Here is a 15010-nt window from a genome sequence, read left to right as displayed (position 1 = left end):
ATGGGGGCATGGACCTCGAGGCCAAGAAGAAAGTCCTGCGGAGCTTCACCTACGGGCTTTACGTCCTGACGGCCCAAGACGGCGAGGAAATCGCCGCGGGCACGGTGAACTGGGTCACCCAGGCCTCCTTCACCCCGCCCCTCGTGGCCCTGGGGGTGAAGCGGGAAAGCCGCCTCCACGCCCTCATTGAGCGCACCGGGAGGCTCGCCCTCATGACCCTGGCCCAGGACCAGAAGGCCATCGCCCAGGACTTCTTCAAGCCCACCCAGCGGGAGGGCGACACCCTAAACGGCCACCCCTTTGAGCCCTCCCCCACCTTCGGGCTTCCCCTCCTCACAAAGCTCCCCTACTGGCTCGAGGCCGAGGTGCGCCACCTCTACCCGGGCGGGGACCACAGCCTGGTGGTGGCCGAGGTGGTGGAGGCCGGGGTGCGCTACGAGGCGAGGCCCCTCGTCATGTGGGACACGGGCTGGTTCTACGGGGGTTAAAGCACCGCCACCCCCACCTCCCGCCCCTCGGGGAGGAGAAAGGCCCGGAAGCCGTCCGTACCGAAGATGACGTAGGGCACGCGCCACCGGGCCTCCCGGATGTCCGTGGGGCTCGGGAGGGCGGGGCCAGAAGGGTGGGAGTGGTAGATGGCGAGGAGGGAAAGCCCCTCCCGCTCAAGCGCTTTTAGGGCCCTAAGCAGGGCCAGGGGCTCCGCCAGGTAGCCCGTGAGGGGGTTCGGGTGGACGTTGGGCAGGGGCAGGACCCGCTCCACCTCCCGCCTCCCCGCCCAAAGCCCCACCCCCTCCTTGGGGGCCTCCCGGCGTAGGTGGGCCTCCGTTTCCTCAAGCAACCTCCGCGGCAGGTAAAGCACCTGGGACAATCGCCCCCTCCTCGGCCCTATACTATGGGCACCAAGAAGGAGGCGCCATGATCAGAACGGTTGCCCTGGTAGGGCACGCGGGAAGCGGCAAGACCACCCTCACCGAAGCCCTTCTTTTCCACACGGGGGCCAAGGAGCGCATGGGCCGGGTGGAGGAGGGCACCACCACCACGGACTACACCCCCGAGGCCAGGCTCCACCGCACCACGGTGCGCACCGGGGTCGCCCCCTTGCGCTACCGGGAGCACCGCATCTTCCTCCTGGATGCCCCCGGGTACGGGGACTTCGTGGGGGAGATCCGGGGAGCCCTGGAGGCCGCGGACGCCGCCTTGGTGGCCGTCTCCGCGGAAAGCGGGGTGCAGGTGGGCACGGAGAGGGCCTGGACCGTGGCGGAAAGGCTCGGCCTTCCCCGGATGGTGGTGGTCACCAAGCTGGACAAGGGCGGGGACTACTACGCCCTCCTCCAGGACCTGAGGAACACCCTGGGCCCCATCCTCCCCATAGACCTGCCCCTCTACGAGGGAAGCCGGTGGGTGGGGCTCATGGACGTCTTCCACGGCAAGGCCTACCGCTACCAGGAGGGGCGGGAAGTGGAGGTGGAGGTCCCCGAGGAGGAGCGGGAAAGGGCCCAGCGCTTCCGCCAGGAGGTCCTCGAGGCCATCGTGGAGACGGACGAGGGCCTTTTGGAGAAGTACCTGGAGGGGGAGGAGGTCACGGGCGAGGCCCTGGAGAAGGCCTTCCACGAGGCGGTGCGGCGGGGCCTCCTCTACCCCGTGGCCCTGGCCTCCGGGGAAACGGGCATCGGCGTCCTGCCCCTTCTGGAGCTGATCCTCGAGGCCTTCCCCTCCCCCGAAGAGCGCTTCGGGGATGGCCCTCCCCTGGCCAAGGTCTTCAAGGTCCAGGTGGACCCCTTCATGGGCCAGGTGGCCTACCTGCGCCTCTACCGGGGAAGGCTTAAGCCCGGGGACGCCCTCCAAAGCGAGGCGGGACCGGTGCGCCTCCCCCACCTCTACGTGCCCATGGGGAAGGACCTCCTGGAGGTGGAGGAGGCGGAGGCGGGGTTCATCCTGGGGCTTCCCAAGGCGGAAAACCTCCACCGGGGCATGGTCCTCTGGCAAGGGGAAAGGCCGGAAAGCGAGGAGGTGCCCTTCGCCCGCCTGCCCGAGCCCAACGTCCCCGTGGCCCTCCATCCCAAGGGGCGCACGGACGAGGCCAGGCTGGGCGAGGCCCTGAGGAAGCTTTTGGAGGAGGACCCAAGCCTGAAGATAGAGCGCCAGGAGGAAACCGGGGAGCTCCTCCTCTGGGGCCACGGGGAGCTCCACCTCGCCACGGCCAAGGAGCGCCTTTCGGACTACGGGGTGGAGGTGACCTTCTCCGTGCCCAAGGTGCCCTACCGGGAGACCATCAAGAAGGTGGCCGAGGGCCAGGGCAAGTACAAGAAGCAGACCGGGGGGCACGGCCAGTACGGGGACGTGTGGCTCAGGCTGGAGCCCGCGAGCGAGTACGCCTTTGAGTGGCGCATCACCGGCGGGGTCATCCCCAGCAAGTACCAGGAGGCCATAGAGGAGGGGATCAAGGAGGCGGCCAAGAAGGGGGTGCTGGCGGGCTTCCCGGTGATGGGCTTCAAGGCCATCGTCTACAACGGCTCCTACCACGAGGTGGACTCCTCAGACCTCGCCTTCCAGATCGCTGCAAGCATGGCCTTCAAGAAGGTGATGGCCGAGGCCCACCCCGTGCTCCTAGAGCCCATCTATCAGGTCAAGGTCCTCGTCCCTCAGGAGCGGGTGGGGGACATCCTCTCCGACCTCCAGGCCCGCCGGGGGCGGATCCTGGGCATGGAGCAGGAAGGCGCCTTAAGCGCGGTGCGGGCCGAGGTGCCCCTCGCCGAGGTCCTGGAGTACTACAAGGTCCTGCCGAGCCTCACCGGGGGGGCGGGGGCCTACACCCTGGAGTTCAGCCACTACGCCGAGGTCCCCCCGCACCTCGCCCAAAGGATCGTCCAGGAGAGGGCCCAGGAGGGCTAGGTGTCCCTGGAACGCCTTCGGGAGGCCTTGGGGAGGGTGCTCTTCGGCCAGGAGGAGGCCATAGAGGCCCTCCTCGCCACCTTCCTCGCCCGGGGGCACGCCCTCTTGGAGGGGACCCCGGGCCTGGGAAAGACCCTTCTGGCGGAGGGCTTCGCCCGGGCGAGCGGCCTCGCCTACAAGCGCATCCAGTTCACCCCGGACCTCCTCCCCCAGGACCTCACGGGAAGCGAGGTCTATAGGGAGGGGCGCTTCGTCTTCGTCCCGGGCCCCGTCTTCGCCCAGGTGGTCCTGGCGGACGAGATCAACCGGGCGCCCCCCAAGGTGCAGTCGGCCCTCCTCGAGGCCATGCAGGAAAGGGCGGTGACCGCAGGGGGGGTGCGCTATCCCCTCCCCGAACCCTTCTTCGTCCTGGCCACGCAAAACCCCCTGGAGCTGGAGGGCACCTACCCCCTGCCCGAGGCCCAACTGGACCGCTTCACCGCCAAGATCCCCTTCCGCCCCCCGAGGCGGGAGGTGTGGCTTAGGATCCTCACCGAGGAGCCCAAGATCCCAGAGCCCGTGGGGGTGGACCTCCTCAAGGCCCAGGAGGAGGCGAAGGAGGTGCGGGTGGCCAAGGAGGCCCTTTTGGCCATCACCCACGTGGCCTTCCTCACCCAGGAGGACCGGCGCCTCCGCATGGGGCTTTCCCCCCGCGGGGCCAAGGCGTGGCTTTCCCTCGCCCGGGCCCTCGCCTACCTGCGGGGGAAGCCCTTTGTGGACTGGAAGGAGCTCAAGGACGCCGCCTTCCTCGCCCTCCCCCACCGCCTCTTCCTCACGGAGGAGGCGCTTTACGCGGGGGAAAGCGCCGAAGGGGTGCTGAAGGAAGCCCTAAAGAAAGGAGGGATTCCGTGAAGTGGGTGCGGTTTTTCCACGAGGTGGGCCTCGAGGACGTCCCCCTGGTGGGGGGGAAGAACGCCTCCTTGGGGGAGATGATCCGGGAGCTCTCCCCCTTGGGGGTCAAGGTGCCCGAGGGCTTCGCCACCACCAGCGAGGCCTATTGGCACTTTCTGGAGCATAATGGCCTGAAAGAGGCCATCCCCCGGGAGCTGGAGGGGCTGGACCCGGAGGACCCCAAGGCCTTGCAGAGGGCGAGCCGCCGCCTGCGGAACCTGATCCTGAAGGGCGAATACCCCCAAGACCTCCGGGAGGAGATCCTCGAGGCCTACCGCAGGCTTTCCGAGGAAGCGGGGGAGGAGGAGATCCCCGTGGCCGTGCGGAGTAGCGCCACCGCCGAGGACCTCCCTACGGCAAGCTTCGCCGGGCAACAGGAAAGCTTTCTCTACGTCCAGGGGGAAGAGGACCTCCTCCTCCACGTGAAGCGGGCCATGGCGAGCCTCTTCACGGCGCGGGCCATCAGCTACCGGGCCCACATGGGCTTTGACCACCTCAAGGTGGCCCTCTCCGTGGGGGTCCAGCGCATGGTGCGGGCGGACAGCGCCGCAAGCGGGGTCATCTTCACCCTGGACCCCGACACCGGTCACCAGGGCTTCGTCTACCTCACGGCCATCTACGGCCTGGGCGAGAACCTCGTCCAGGGCCGGGTGATCCCGGACGGGTACTACGTGCACAAGGAGACCTTCCGGGAGGGCTTCCGGGCCGTGGTCTACCGAAGGCTCGGCGCCAAGGAGCTCACCCTGGCCTTTGACCCCAGGGAAGGCCGGCTCAAGAACCGCCCCACGCCGCCTTACCTAAGGAACCGCTTTGCCCTAAAGGACGAGGAGGTCCTCCGCCTCGCCGACTGGGCCCTGAAGATTGAGGACCACTACTCCAGGAAGCGGGGAAGCCCCACCCCCATGGACATTGAGTGGGCCAAGGACGGCCCCACGGGGGAGCTCTTCGTCCTCCAGGCCCGGCCCGAGACCGTCCACTCCCAGAAGGCCCCCGTCCTCCGCGTCTTCCGCCTCCTCAAGCGGGGCGAGGTCCTGGCGGAAGGCCTCGCCGTGGGGGAGGCCATCGCCGCGGGCCGGGCCCGCGTCCTCAGGGACCCGAGGGAGATGGACCGCTTCCAGGAGGGGGAGGTCCTGGTCACGGAGACCACCAACCCCGACTGGGAGCCCATCATGAAGAAGGCGGCGGCCATCGTCACCGAAAGGGGCGGGCGCACCTCCCACGCGGCCATCGTGGCCCGGGAGCTGGGGGTGCCCGCGGTGGTGGGGGCGGTGGGGGCCACCCGGAGCGTCCCCGAGGGAGAGGAGGTCACGGTCTCCTGCGCCGAGGGGGAGCGGGGCGTGGTCTACCGGGGAAGGCTCCCCTTTGAGGTGGAGGAGATCCGCCCCGAGACCCTGCCCAAGACCCGGACCCGGATCCTGGTGAACGTGGGCACCCCGGAGGAGGCCCTGAGGACGAGCCTCCTTCCCACGGACGGGGTGGGGCTTTTGCGCATGGAGTTCGTCTTCGCAAGCCACGTGCGCGTCCACCCCCTGGCCCTCACCCGGTTTGAAACCCTCCCCAAGGAAGTGCGCCGCCAGGTGGAGGAGCTCACCGAGGCCTACCCCGACAAGCGGGCCTACTTCGTGGAGCGCCTGAGCGAGGGCATCGGCCTCATCGCCGCCGCCTTCTATCCGAGGCCCGTTCTCCTCCGCTTCTCCGACTTCAAGACCAACGAGTACGCCCGCCTCCTCGGGGGGCACCTCTTTGAGCCCAAGGAGGAAAACCCCATGCTGGGGTGGCGGGGGGCGAGCCGCTACTACCACCCGGACTACAAGGAGGGCTTCCTCCTGGAGGTGGCCGCGGTGAAGCGGGTCAGGGAGGGGATGGGCCTCAAGAACCTCATGGTCATGGTCCCCTTCTGCCGCACCCCGGAGGAGGGAAAGAAGGTCCTGGAGGCCATGGCCGAGGGGGGGCTTAGGCGGGGGGAGGGGGGCCTCGAGGTCTACGTGATGGCGGAGATCCCCTCCAACGTCCTCGAGGCCGAGGCCTTCGCCGAGCTCTTTGACGGCTTCTCCATCGGCTCCAACGACCTCACCCAGCTCGCCCTGGGCCTGGACCGGGACTCCGAGCGGGTGGCCCACCTCTTTGACGAGCGGCGGGAGACGGTGAAGCGCCTCGCGGCCATGCTCATTGAGAAGGCCCACGCCAAGGGGAAGAAGGTGGGCATCTGCGGCCAGGCCCCCTCCGACTACCCCGAGTTCGCCGCCTTCCTGGTGGAACGGGGCATAGACTCCCTAAGCCTGAACCCCGACGCCCTCCTGCGCACGGTGCGGGAGGTGGCCGAGGTGGAAAGGAGGCTCGGGATCGGGTAGCCTGGGGCATGGTCCGCGAGCCCTTCAACGCCCTAAGCCACGCCCTCGGGGTGCCCCTCGCCCTCCTGGGAAGCCTCCTTCTCCTCCTCCTGGCCCCTAAGGAGGCCTGGCCCGCCCTCCTCGCCTTCGGCCTCACCATGGCCCTGATGTTCGGGGCGAGCGCCCTCTACCATAGCCTCCACCTGGGGGAAAGGGGCCTCGCCTGGCTCAGGAGGCTGGACCACGCCGCCATCTTCCTCTTCATCGCGGGGAGCTACACCCCCTTCCTGGCCAAAGGGCTGGAGGGAAGGGAGAGGACCTTCGCCCTCGCCCTGGTGTGGGGGCTCGCCCTCCTCGGGGTGGGCTTCCGCCTCCTCTACCTCAAGGCCCCCAGGTGGCTTTACACCCTGGCCTACCTGGCCCTGGGGTGGCTTTCCCTCTTCTTCCTGCCCAGGCTTGACCTTCCTCCCCTCACCTTCGCCCTCATGGCCCTCTCCGGCCTCTCCTACACCCTGGGGGCTTGGGTTTACGCGAGGAAGCGCCCCGACCCCTGGCCCGGGCGGGTGGGGTTCCACGGGGTGTGGCACCTCTTGGTGCTCCTAGGGAGCGCCTTCATGTACCTGGCAGTCCTGAGCCTCTACACCTAGCTTTCTCATGAGAAAGTAAGTACCATGGGGGCATGGAACCCCCTCTGATCCTCATCGTGGAGGACGAGAAGGACATCGCCCGCTTCATTGAGCTTGAGCTCCAGGCCGAGGGCTACCGCACGGAGGTGGCCCACGACGGGATCACCGGGCTTTCCAAGTTCCGGGAGGTGAACCCCAACCTGGTGATCCTGGACCTGATGCTCCCCGTCATGGACGGGATTGAGGTGGCCAAGCGCATCCGCAAGACCTCCAACGTGCCCATCCTCATCCTCACCGCCAAGGACCGGGTGGAGGACAAGGTGGCGGGGTTGGACGCGGGGGCCGACGACTACCTGGTGAAGCCCTTCTCCATTGAGGAGCTCCTCGCCCGGGTGCGGGCCCACCTCCGCCGGGTCACCCCGGCCATCACCGGGGAGATCCGGGTGGCGGACCTCATCATCAACCTCGAGGGCCGGGAGGTCTTCCGGGGAGGGCGCCGCATAGAGCTTTCCAACAAGGAGTTTGAGCTTTTGGAGCTCCTCGCCAAGAACCCCGGCAAGGTCTTCAGCCGCTACGAGATTGAGGAGAAGGTCTGGCCGGGCTACCAGGGGGGGAGCAACGTGGTGGACGTCTACATCGGCTACCTGCGCAAGAAGCTGGAGGCGGGGGGGGAGCGCCGCCTCATCCACACGGTGCGGGGCGTGGGGTACGTGCTCCGGGAGGACTGAGGCCCGGCAGAAGGCCCCCACGGCATGACCCTCAGAACCCGCATCACCCTCCTCACCGCGGGGCTCCTCCTGGTGACCCTGGTGGCCCTGGGCTTCGCCCTGGAAGGCCTCCTGAGGAGCTTCCTCTACCGGAACCTCCGGAGCGAGCTCCTGGAGGCCAGCAACCAGGTGGTGCGCCTTTTGAACCTCGGAGGCCAGGCCCTCTTGGAGGCCGGCCTCCCCCCAAGCCTCTACGCCGAGCTCCAGCTCCTTCCCGAGGAGGACCCGGCCCTCTTGGCCAAGGAAGGGGGCATCAGCCTGCAAAGGAGCCCCGCCCTGGGGCAGGGGCGCCTGCTTTTGGGCGAGGCCGAGTACCGGACCCTCCTGGAAAAGGGCGAGGTCTGGGCCCAAGTGGCCCTTCCCCGGGAGGGCGCCCCCTTGCGCCTTTTGGTCTACGCCCGCAAGGTGGAGGTCAACCTCTCCGGGGCGGTGTGGAAGGGGGCCCTCCTGGTGGGCAAGCCCACGGAGGGCCTCGAGGCCACCTTAAGCCAGTTCGCCCGCATCTACGCGGGCACGGCCCTCCTCGTCCTCCTCCTCTCCCTCCTCCTCGCGCGAAGCCTGGTGGCCCGGGCCCTGGAGCCTTTGGAATGGGTGGCCCGCAAGGCCGAGGCCATGCCTGAGCGCCCCGAGCCCCTGCCCGAGCCCGAGGGCAAGGACGAGGTGGCCGCCTTGGTCCGGGCCCTAAACGGGATGCTCTCCCGCATGCAAAAGGCCTTTGAGGACCAGACCCGCTTCCTCCAGGACGCCTCCCACGAGCTCAGGACCCCCCTCACCGCCATCCTGGGGCACGTGGGCTACCTGCTCCGGCGCACCCCCCTCACGGAGGCCCAGCGGGAAAGCCTGGAAATCGTGCGGCGGGAGGCGGAGCGCATGGGCAAGCTCGTCTCCGACCTCCTGGACCTCTCGCAAAGCGGCGCCTGGCGGATCCGCCCCGTGCCCCTCAGGGTGCGGGACCTCCTGGAGGAGGTGCGGGAGGAGTTCGCCAAAAGCTTTGACGGGGAGATCCTGGTGGAGGCCCCCGAGGGCCTTCACGTCCTGGGGGACCCCGACCGGCTCCACCAGGTCCTGGCCAACCTGGTCTCCAACGCCCTCAAGGCGGGGGCCAGAAGGGTCTGGCTCAAGGCCTTTGACCTGGGGGACAAGGCGGTGGTCCGGGTAGAGGACGACGGGGAAGGGATCCCCGAGGAGCACCTCCCCCACCTCTTTGAGCGCTTCTACCGGGTGGACAAGGCCCGGGACCGGGAACGGGGCGGGTCGGGCCTCGGCCTCGCCATCGTGAAGGCCATCCTCGAGGCCCACGGGGGCGAGATCTGGGTGGAAAGCGAGGTAGGAAAGGGCACGGCCTTCAGCTTTTCCCTTCCCGCAAGCGGGCCACCGCCTCCTCCACGCTGATCTCCCCCCGCCTTAGGGCCTCCAGGACCCGTAGGCGGTCTTCCCCCTCGTCCTCCCCCTCGTACCCCAGGGCCTTGAGGAGAGCGTCCAGCCGGGCCCGCACCGTGGGGTAGGAGACCCCAAGGATCCGCTCCACCTCCTTGAGGTTCCCCCGGGTCTTCACGAAAAGCCGCAGGAAGTCCAGGTGCTCCTTGGGGAGGAGGGCGAACTCGTTTAAGGCGAAGCGCCCGTGCACCTCGGTGCCGCAGGCGGGGCAGAAGAGGGCCTTCACCGCCAAGGGCCCCTCGCAGGCCGGGCAGCGCGTGGGAAGGGGCCGGATCACCATACGCCCACCTTTACCCCTATCCCCTCCACCTCCAGCTCCAAAAGCGCCAAAGGAGGAAGCCGCCTCAGGGCGAAGACCGCCCCCAGGGGCGTCCTTAAGGCCTTCCCCCGAAGGAGGGCCCGGGTCCTGAGGAGGAAAAGGCCGAGGAGAAGGCCCCACTCCAGGGCGAAGAGGGGAAGGGCCAGGAAAAGAGGCAAGGGAAAAGGCCCCCGCACCCGGAGGTAGAGGAACCGGGGCCGCAAGGGGATCACGCCACCTCCACCAGGATCTGCACCGGGTGGCCTTCCTCCTCCGCCGCGATCTCCACGAGCTTCCCCTCGGGCACCCCCTCCCGCACCACCTGGAGGAGGTCCTTGAGGTTCACCCCCTTCCCCGCCAGGGTGGCCTTGGCCTCCTGGGGGAGGAAGGCCTCCAAAAGCTCCGCCAGGGCCAGGGGCAGGTTGACGTTCACCCGCACGGGCTTGCCCTCCTCGTAGGCGTTGATCCGCACCTTGAGAACCTGGAAGGGCCCCTTGGCCTTGGGCCGCGCCTCCAGGGCCTCGAGGAGGGCCAAGGCCTCCTCCACCCCGATCTCGCCCGAACGCACCATCTCCAATACGCGCCGCCTATCCTCCATGGAAAACCTCCTTAAGCTCCCGCTTGGCCTCCGGGGCAAGCCGCAGGGCCCACCGAAGGAGCGCCCGGGCCAGCCTGAGGCGCCAAGGGACGCGAAGGGAGTTGAGGAGCCTCTCCCACTCGGCCTCGCGAAGGAGGCTGACGATTGGCGGGTGGACTTTGCCCTGCTCTCCGCCAGGGTTGAGGAGCCTCTCCCACTCGGCCTCGCGAAGGAGGGCCTCATGCCGCCCCTTTCCCGCCTCGGGGTCCCACCACGGGCTCCACATCCTCCACCTCGTGGAGGATTGTAACTTCTGCTTTATAATCTGTCAAGCCTAGCTTTACATATCTAGAACCCTAGCCTCGAGGGGTGCCGGGACGCCAGGAAGGGAGCCCCCAGGAAGGCGAAGAGGAGGAGGCCGTAGGCCAGGAGGAGAAGCCCCGCCCGGGGAAGCCCCCGAAGCCTCTCCTCCAGGAGGAAGTGAAGGGTGAGGGAAAGCCAGCCCAAGAGGACGGAAACCTCCTTGGGGTCTAGGCTCAAGGGGTTTCCGAAGTAGCCGAAGGCCCAGGCCATGCCGCTTCCCAGGCCCAAGGTGGTGGCCAGATACCCCACCCGGAGGTACCCCCGCTCCAGGCGGCGCAGGCTCCAAAGGGGAGCCCCCTTCACCGCCTTCTCCGGGGCCCGCCTGAGGCGCAGGTCCTGGAGGGCGCACATCACCCCGGCCCCCACCCCCACGCTCAGGGCCAGGTAGGCCACCAAAAAGGCCCCCCCGTGCAGGAGGGCAAGCCAGGGGGAAAGCCCCTCCCTGGGGTGGGGCAGGGCCTTTAGGGCGAAAAGCCCGAGGAGGAGGGAAAGGAGAAGGAGGTAGCGCCTCAGGGGCGCGAGCCAGGGCCTCTGCCACAGGGTCTCCCCCCGGAGGGCAAGAAGCCCCCCCAGGAGGAGGGCGGGCTGGGCGGGGCCGGAAAAGGGCCCCTTGGCGAGGGCGTCGGCCAAGGCCGCCCCCAGGTAAAGCCACGCCCCCCACCCCGCCCCCCGGGGCCAGAAGAGCCCCAGGGCCAAGAGGAGCACCCCCAGGAGGGCCAAAGGGCTCGCGGGGGTCATGGCCGGGCCTGGGCCTTGAGGGCCAGGATCAGGGGATGGGCCCGGCGGCCCACCTCCTTGTGCCAGGTGGGGAAGTCGGCCCCGGGAAGCTCCTGGGCCACTTCCTGGAAAAGCCTCTCCCGCAGGGCCCGGATGGCCTCCCGCACCCGGTGGCCCGCGTACCACTCCAGGTAGTCGGCGAGGGCCTTCTCAATGAGGGCCTCCACCTTGGGCACCTCCCCCTCCCGGGCCCTGCGGTTTTTCTCCACCACGCGCTCCAGGTCGTCCAGGTTGTAGAGGTAGGCGTGGGGAAGGCTCCCCACCCTGGGATGGATGTTCCGGGGAAGGGCGATGTCTATGAGGAAGAGGGGCTTGGCCCGCTTGGGCAGGTCCTCAGGGCCCACCAGGTAGTGGGGGGCGGCGGCCGAGGCCACCACCAAATCCGCCTGGCGGAGGACCTGGGGAAGCCCGGAAAGGCCAAAGGCCTCGCCGCCAAAGCGCTCCGCCAAGGCCCTGGCCCGTTCTTCCGTGCGGTTCACCACCAGAACCCGCCCCACCCCGTGGGCCTTCAGGTGGGTGAGGAAGAGCTCCGCCATCTCCCCCGCCCCCAAGACGGCCACGGAAAGCCCGGAAAGGTCCCCGTAGACCGCAAGGGCCAGGTCCAAGGCGGCGTAGGCCACGCTCACCGCCCCCGCCCCGATTCCCGTCTCGCTCCGGGCCCGCTTGCCCAGGGCGATGGCCGTCTGGAAGGCTTTTTCCAGGAGGCTTTCCGTGGCGCCCTGCCTCCTGGCCAGGAAGAGGGCCTCCCGCACCTGGCCCAGGATCTGGGCCTCCCCCACCACCAGGGAGTCCAGGCCCGCGGCCACCCGGTAGAGGTGGCGCAGGGCCTCCACCCCCTCCTTCACGTAAAGGTGCCGGGGGGCCACCCCCCTTTCCAGGAGGAAGGCCCTGGCCTTCTCGGGGCTTCCCACCCCGTAAAGCTCCGTGCGGTTGCAGGTGGAGAGGACCACCCCCTTGCCCAAGGCCATAAGGGCGGCGGGGAGGGCCACCACCGGGTCCAAGGCGGCCCTTTCCCGCACCTCCAGGGGGGCGGTCTTGTGGGAAAGGCCCACCAGGTAGAGGGGCAGGGCCATATTCTGGGGAAGAGTATACGCCAAGGGGGTAGGGACGTAAGCCCCTACCGCCCAAGGGCCCGGAGGACGGCCCGAAAAAGCCCCTCTAGCCCCGGGCTTTCCGCCTCCACCACGGGGAAGCCGAGCCGCCTCGCCTCCTCGGCCGTGCTCGGGCCGATGGCGGCCGCTTTGGGGCGCCTTTCCGTGTGGCGGGCGAAGGCCTGCACCCCGCTTGGGCTGAAGAAGGCCACCACCTGGGCCTGTTCCAAAAGCTCCCGCTCCTCTGGGGCGAGGGCCCTTTCCCGGGTGGCGTAGACCTCGAGGCGCTCCACCTCCACCCCCCGCGCCCTAAGGCCCTCCTCCAGGTCCCGCCCCGCCAGGTCCCCGGCCACGAAGAGGACCCTCCTCGCCTCGGGGAAGCCCTGGGCCAGGTCCTTGGCCGTGGCCCGTGGGGGCAGGAAGGCCGGGGGAAGCCCCCCCGCCCTCAGGACCCCCGCCGTGCCCTCCCCCACGGCAGCCACCCTCAGAAAGGGGCGGCCCGCCTCCTCCCAGGCAAGGAGGAGGCGCCTTGCCCCCTCCTTGGAGGTCACGGCCACGTAGTCCCACCCCTCCTGGAGCCTTGCGGGGAGGAGGGCAAAGGCGGGGAGGTCCACCTGCTCCAGAAGGGCCACCTCCGCCGCCTCTATGCCGAGGGCGGCAAGCCTCGCAAGAAGCGCCCTATCCTTCCCCCTCGTGAGGAGCACCACGACCTTTAAGCACCTTCTGGAAAAGCTTCATGGCGGCCAGGGCCCGGGGAAAGCCCAGGAAGAGGGCGGACTGCAGGATGGCTTCCCGCACCTCCCGTTCCGTGGCCCCCACCCTCAAGGCCCCCTCCAGGTGGGTGGCGAGCTCCTTGGGGCTACCCAAGGCGATGAGGGCGGTGATGGCGAGGAGCTCCCGGGTCTTCAGGTCCAGCCCGGGGCGGGCCAGGACCTCCTCGTAGGCGAAGTCGCGGATGTAGCGGAAGAGGTCCTCGTCCACCGCCTTTAGGCTCGCCTCAATGGCCTCCTGCTTCTCCCCCCAGATGGCGGCCCGGACGCTCATGGGAGGTAGTCTAGCACCCCCTGGAGCCGGGAGAGGGCCTTGGGGTTCTCCCCCAAGGGGTCAAAGAGGAGGGCCCGCATCCCCGCGGCCTCCGCCCCCAGGAGGTCGGCCTCCGCGTCCCCCACGTGCACCGCCTCCCCCGGGGAAACCCCGAGGGCCGCCAGGGCCTCCTGGAAGAGCCTCGGGTCGGGCTTGGCGTAGCCGGAGAGGGCGCTCACCGCGAGGTGGTCAAAGTAGCGCCTGAGGCCCACCGCCTCGAGGATCTCCGGCAGGGTGGCGTCCCAGTTGGAGACCACGGCCAGGGGGTACCCCTTGGCCTTGAGGGCCCTCAGGGTCTCCTCCGCCCCCGGGGCGAGGGGCCAGGTGGCGGGGTCCTGCCAGCGGGCCACGAGCTCCCGGGAAAGGGCCTCGGCGTGGTCCTCGAGGCCCATCCCCGCGAGGAGCCTGCGGTGGAACTCCCGCCAAAGGCCCAAGGCGGTCTCCAGGTCCCGGGCCTTCAGGTGGTTTTCCTCGTAGAAGCGGAAGGCCTCGAGGGCCGCCTTGCGCACGTCCCCTCGCGGCCTCAGGCCCCGCTCTTCCAGAAAGGGCAGGAGCCAGAAGCGGGGGCTCGCCAGGATCAGGGTGTTCCCCACGTCAAAGGTCAGGGCCCGGACCATAGCTCAAGTCTAAGCCCCCGCCTTTTAACCTGCCTCTAACCTGGCCCTGCTACGCTTTTCGTAGCGGTAAAGGAGGTGAAGATGCGTTGGCTTCTCTGGGCGGCGCTCCTTTCCCTTCCGGCCCTGGCCCAGACCTTCCAGGTGGCCTCGGGGGAGGCCCGCTACCGGGTGCGGGAGCAGCTGGTGGGCGTTGGCCTAACGGACGCCGTGGGCACCACCAAGGCGGTCCGGGGGGAGGTCCGGCTCCAGGGGGGGCGGGCGAGCGGGGAGTTCGTGGTGGACCTGAGGGAGCTTAGGAGCGACCAGGCCCGGCGGGACAACTACCTGCGGCAGAACACCCTAGAAACCGGCCGCTTCCCCACCGCCACCTTCCGGCCCAAGGAGGTGAGGGGCCTGCCCAACCCCCTCCCCCAAAGCGGCAAGGCGGCCATCCAGGTGGTGGGGGACCTCACCATACGGGACGCCACGGAGGAGGTGGTGTGGGAGGGAGAAGCGGAGTTCAAGGGCGACGAGGTGCGGGTCTTCCTGAAGACGGAGTTTCCCTTTGAGAAGTTCAAGCTGGTCCAGCCCCGGGTGCCCATCCTCCTGAGCGTGGAAAACCGCATCCGGCTGGAGGTGGAACTCCTCCTTAAACGCCAATGAAGCGGCGCGCCTTTTTGGGAATGCTCCTCCTGCCCTTGGCCCGGGGCCAGGCCTGCGCCCCCACCCCGGCCCTCACGGAAGGCCCCTACTACCTCAGGGAGGTCCCCGAACGGGAGGACCTGAGGGAGGGGCTTCCCGGAGTGCCCTTGCGCCTCCTCCTTCGCGTGCGGGACCGGGCCTGCAGGCCCCTAGAAGGCGCCCGGGTGGACCTCTGGCACACGGACGCCCTGGGCCGCTACTCCGGGGTCAACGCCCCCGGGACCTTCTGCCGGGGCTTCCGGCGCACGGACGGGGAGGGGCAGGCGGCCTTCCTCACCCTCTTCCCCGGCTGGTACCCAAGCCGCACCCCCCACCTGCACCTAAGGGTGGAGGCGGGAGGGCGGAGCTTCGCCACCCAGCTCTTCTTCCCCGAGGAGGTCCAGCGCGAGGTCTACGCCCTCCCGCCCTACCGGGAAAGGGGGATGCCCCGGGTGAACAACCGCCAGGACGGCCTCTTCCGGGCGGACCTCCTCCTCCGCCTGGAACGGGAGGGGGAAGGGTACCGGGGGGCCTTCGTCCTCACCCTGCCCGGATGAAGAGG

Annotated in this window: 19 protein-coding genes; 9 read left to right on the top strand and 10 right to left on the bottom strand. The window is 69.1% G+C overall.

Features of this window, described 5'->3' with window-relative positions; translation table 11 throughout:
- The first annotated feature begins 8 nt into the window (after window positions 1–8).
- The gene (locus BLP62_RS00465) at window positions 9–488 is read left to right on the top strand and encodes a flavin reductase family protein (RefSeq protein WP_093004784.1); all 480 of its coding nucleotides are present in this window, start codon (window positions 9–11) and stop codon (window positions 486–488) included.
- Here BLP62_RS00465 and BLP62_RS00460 read toward each other — a convergent pair.
- Window positions 485–859, bottom strand: a complete 375-nt coding sequence (locus BLP62_RS00460; RefSeq protein ID WP_093004980.1) for a M67 family metallopeptidase — start codon at window positions 857–859, stop codon at window positions 485–487. The genes BLP62_RS00465 and BLP62_RS00460 overlap by 4 nt on opposite strands.
- A 56-nt stretch (window positions 860–915) precedes the next feature.
- On the opposite strand from BLP62_RS00460, the gene BLP62_RS00455 reads away from it, so the two are divergent.
- Genes BLP62_RS00455 through BLP62_RS00430 form a run of 6 tightly spaced genes read left to right on the top strand, consistent with a single transcriptional unit; the run spans window position 916 to window position 8937 of the window.
- Window positions 916–2892, top strand: a complete 1977-nt coding sequence (locus BLP62_RS00455) for an elongation factor G (protein ID WP_093004782.1) — start codon at window positions 916–918, stop codon at window positions 2890–2892.
- The gene (locus BLP62_RS00450) at window positions 2893–3783 is read left to right on the top strand and encodes an AAA family ATPase (RefSeq protein ID WP_093004780.1); all 891 of its coding nucleotides are present in this window, start codon (window positions 2893–2895) and stop codon (window positions 3781–3783) included.
- Window positions 3780–6173: a phosphoenolpyruvate synthase gene (gene ppsA / locus BLP62_RS00445; RefSeq protein ID WP_093004778.1), complete on the top strand. Its 2394-nt coding sequence runs from the start codon at window positions 3780–3782 to the stop codon at window positions 6171–6173. Before BLP62_RS00450 ends, ppsA begins: the two co-directional genes overlap by 4 nt.
- An 8-nt stretch (window positions 6174–6181) precedes the next feature.
- Window positions 6182–6799 carry a PAQR family membrane homeostasis protein TrhA gene (trhA, locus tag BLP62_RS00440; RefSeq protein ID WP_093004776.1) on the top strand — a complete coding sequence of 206 codons (618 nt, stop codon included), beginning with the start codon at window positions 6182–6184 and terminating at the stop codon, window positions 6797–6799.
- A 32-nt stretch (window positions 6800–6831) separates the two neighbouring features.
- The gene (locus tag BLP62_RS00435) at window positions 6832–7506 is read left to right on the top strand and encodes a response regulator transcription factor (RefSeq protein ID WP_093004775.1); all 675 of its coding nucleotides are present in this window, start codon (window positions 6832–6834) and stop codon (window positions 7504–7506) included.
- Window positions 7507–7530: 24 nt separating this feature from the next.
- On the top strand, window positions 7531–8937 hold the full coding sequence (locus BLP62_RS00430) for a sensor histidine kinase (protein ID WP_093004773.1): 1407 nt from the start codon (window positions 7531–7533) through the stop codon (window positions 8935–8937).
- Here the strand turns inward: BLP62_RS00430 and BLP62_RS00425 are convergent.
- From BLP62_RS00425 to BLP62_RS00385, 9 genes are all read right to left on the bottom strand, one after another.
- A complete protein-coding gene (locus tag BLP62_RS00425; RefSeq protein WP_093004771.1) occupies window positions 8891–9262 on the bottom strand; it encodes a DUF2089 domain-containing protein in 372 nt (123 codons plus the stop codon). The two genes, BLP62_RS00430 and BLP62_RS00425, sit on opposite strands and share 47 nt — an antisense overlap.
- Window positions 9256–9513, bottom strand: coding sequence for a hypothetical protein (locus BLP62_RS00420; RefSeq protein ID WP_093004769.1), 258 nt, complete (start codon window positions 9511–9513; stop codon window positions 9256–9258). The genes BLP62_RS00425 and BLP62_RS00420 overlap by 7 nt, the downstream gene beginning before the upstream one ends.
- Window positions 9510–9878, bottom strand: a complete 369-nt coding sequence (locus BLP62_RS00415; RefSeq protein WP_093004767.1) for an SHOCT-like domain-containing protein — start codon at window positions 9876–9878, stop codon at window positions 9510–9512. The genes BLP62_RS00420 and BLP62_RS00415 overlap by 4 nt, the downstream gene beginning before the upstream one ends.
- Window positions 9868–10143 (bottom strand): hypothetical protein, encoded by a 276-nt coding sequence (locus tag BLP62_RS00410; protein ID WP_093004765.1) that lies wholly within the window; start codon window positions 10141–10143, stop codon window positions 9868–9870. Before BLP62_RS00410 ends, BLP62_RS00415 begins: the two co-directional genes overlap by 11 nt.
- Before the next feature lie 62 nt (window positions 10144–10205).
- Window positions 10206–10958 carry a cytochrome c biogenesis protein CcsA gene (gene ccsA / locus BLP62_RS00405; protein ID WP_093004763.1) on the bottom strand — a complete coding sequence of 251 codons (753 nt, stop codon included), beginning with the start codon at window positions 10956–10958 and terminating at the stop codon, window positions 10206–10208.
- Window positions 10955–12070, bottom strand: coding sequence for a glutamyl-tRNA reductase (gene hemA, locus BLP62_RS00400; RefSeq protein ID WP_093004761.1), 1116 nt, complete (start codon window positions 12068–12070; stop codon window positions 10955–10957). The genes ccsA and hemA overlap by 4 nt, the downstream gene beginning before the upstream one ends.
- A 44-nt stretch (window positions 12071–12114) precedes the next feature.
- On the bottom strand, window positions 12115–12795 hold the full coding sequence (locus BLP62_RS00395) for a uroporphyrinogen-III synthase (protein WP_093004759.1): 681 nt from the start codon (window positions 12793–12795) through the stop codon (window positions 12115–12117).
- A complete protein-coding gene (locus BLP62_RS00390) occupies window positions 12767–13132 on the bottom strand; it encodes a carboxymuconolactone decarboxylase family protein (protein ID WP_093004757.1) in 366 nt (121 codons plus the stop codon). The genes BLP62_RS00395 and BLP62_RS00390 overlap by 29 nt, the downstream gene beginning before the upstream one ends.
- Complete coding sequence (locus tag BLP62_RS00385; protein WP_093004755.1) at window positions 13129–13788, bottom strand: HAD family hydrolase; 660 nt, start codon at window positions 13786–13788, stop codon at window positions 13129–13131. The genes BLP62_RS00390 and BLP62_RS00385 overlap by 4 nt, the downstream gene beginning before the upstream one ends.
- 81 nt (window positions 13789–13869) lie before the next feature.
- On the opposite strand from BLP62_RS00385, the gene BLP62_RS00380 reads away from it, so the two are divergent.
- Both BLP62_RS00380 and BLP62_RS00375 read left to right on the top strand, forming a co-directional pair.
- Window positions 13870–14430 carry a YceI family protein gene (locus BLP62_RS00380; RefSeq protein ID WP_093004753.1) on the top strand — a complete coding sequence of 187 codons (561 nt, stop codon included), beginning with the start codon at window positions 13870–13872 and terminating at the stop codon, window positions 14428–14430.
- On the top strand, window positions 14427–15005 hold the full coding sequence (locus BLP62_RS00375) for a dioxygenase family protein (RefSeq protein ID WP_093004751.1): 579 nt from the start codon (window positions 14427–14429) through the stop codon (window positions 15003–15005). Before BLP62_RS00380 ends, BLP62_RS00375 begins: the two co-directional genes overlap by 4 nt.
- The last annotated feature ends 5 nt before the right edge of the window (window positions 15006–15010 follow it).

This window comes from Thermus arciformis (assembly GCF_900102145.1).
Classification (GTDB): Bacteria; Deinococcota; Deinococci; order Deinococcales; family Thermaceae; genus Thermus; species Thermus arciformis.
Note: the sequence above shows the minus strand (reverse complement) of the source record. Positions and strands in the feature narration are given on the sequence as shown.

Bases quoted from the DNA above. Each gene is read 5' to 3' on its own strand.
- BLP62_RS00465 (WP_093004784.1), top strand. From the start codon at position 9: ATGGACCTCGAGGCCAAGAAGAAAGTCCTGCGGAGCTTCACCTACGGG.
- BLP62_RS00455 (WP_093004782.1), top strand. From the start codon at position 916: ATGATCAGAACGGTTGCCCTGGTAGGGCACGCGGGAAGCGGCAAGACC.
- trhA (WP_093004776.1), top strand. From the start codon at position 6,182: ATGGTCCGCGAGCCCTTCAACGCCCTAAGCCACGCCCTCGGGGTGCCC.
- BLP62_RS00435 (WP_093004775.1), top strand. From the start codon at position 6,832: ATGGAACCCCCTCTGATCCTCATCGTGGAGGACGAGAAGGACATCGCC.
- BLP62_RS00430 (WP_093004773.1), top strand. From the start codon at position 7,531: ATGACCCTCAGAACCCGCATCACCCTCCTCACCGCGGGGCTCCTCCTG.
- BLP62_RS00425 (WP_093004771.1), bottom strand. From the start codon at position 9,262: ATGGTGATCCGGCCCCTTCCCACGCGCTGCCCGGCCTGCGAGGGGCCC.
- BLP62_RS00415 (WP_093004767.1), bottom strand. From the start codon at position 9,878: ATGGAGGATAGGCGGCGCGTATTGGAGATGGTGCGTTCGGGCGAGATC.
- BLP62_RS00410 (WP_093004765.1), bottom strand. From the start codon at position 10,143: ATGTGGAGCCCGTGGTGGGACCCCGAGGCGGGAAAGGGGCGGCATGAG.
- ccsA (WP_093004763.1), bottom strand. From the start codon at position 10,958: ATGACCCCCGCGAGCCCTTTGGCCCTCCTGGGGGTGCTCCTCTTGGCC.
- hemA (WP_093004761.1), bottom strand. From the start codon at position 12,070: ATGGCCCTGCCCCTCTACCTGGTGGGCCTTTCCCACAAGACCGCCCCC.
- BLP62_RS00390 (WP_093004757.1), bottom strand. From the start codon at position 13,132: ATGAGCGTCCGGGCCGCCATCTGGGGGGAGAAGCAGGAGGCCATTGAG.
- BLP62_RS00385 (WP_093004755.1), bottom strand. From the start codon at position 13,788: ATGGTCCGGGCCCTGACCTTTGACGTGGGGAACACCCTGATCCTGGCG.
- BLP62_RS00380 (WP_093004753.1), top strand. From the start codon at position 13,870: ATGCGTTGGCTTCTCTGGGCGGCGCTCCTTTCCCTTCCGGCCCTGGCC.
- BLP62_RS00375 (WP_093004751.1), top strand. From the start codon at position 14,427: ATGAAGCGGCGCGCCTTTTTGGGAATGCTCCTCCTGCCCTTGGCCCGG.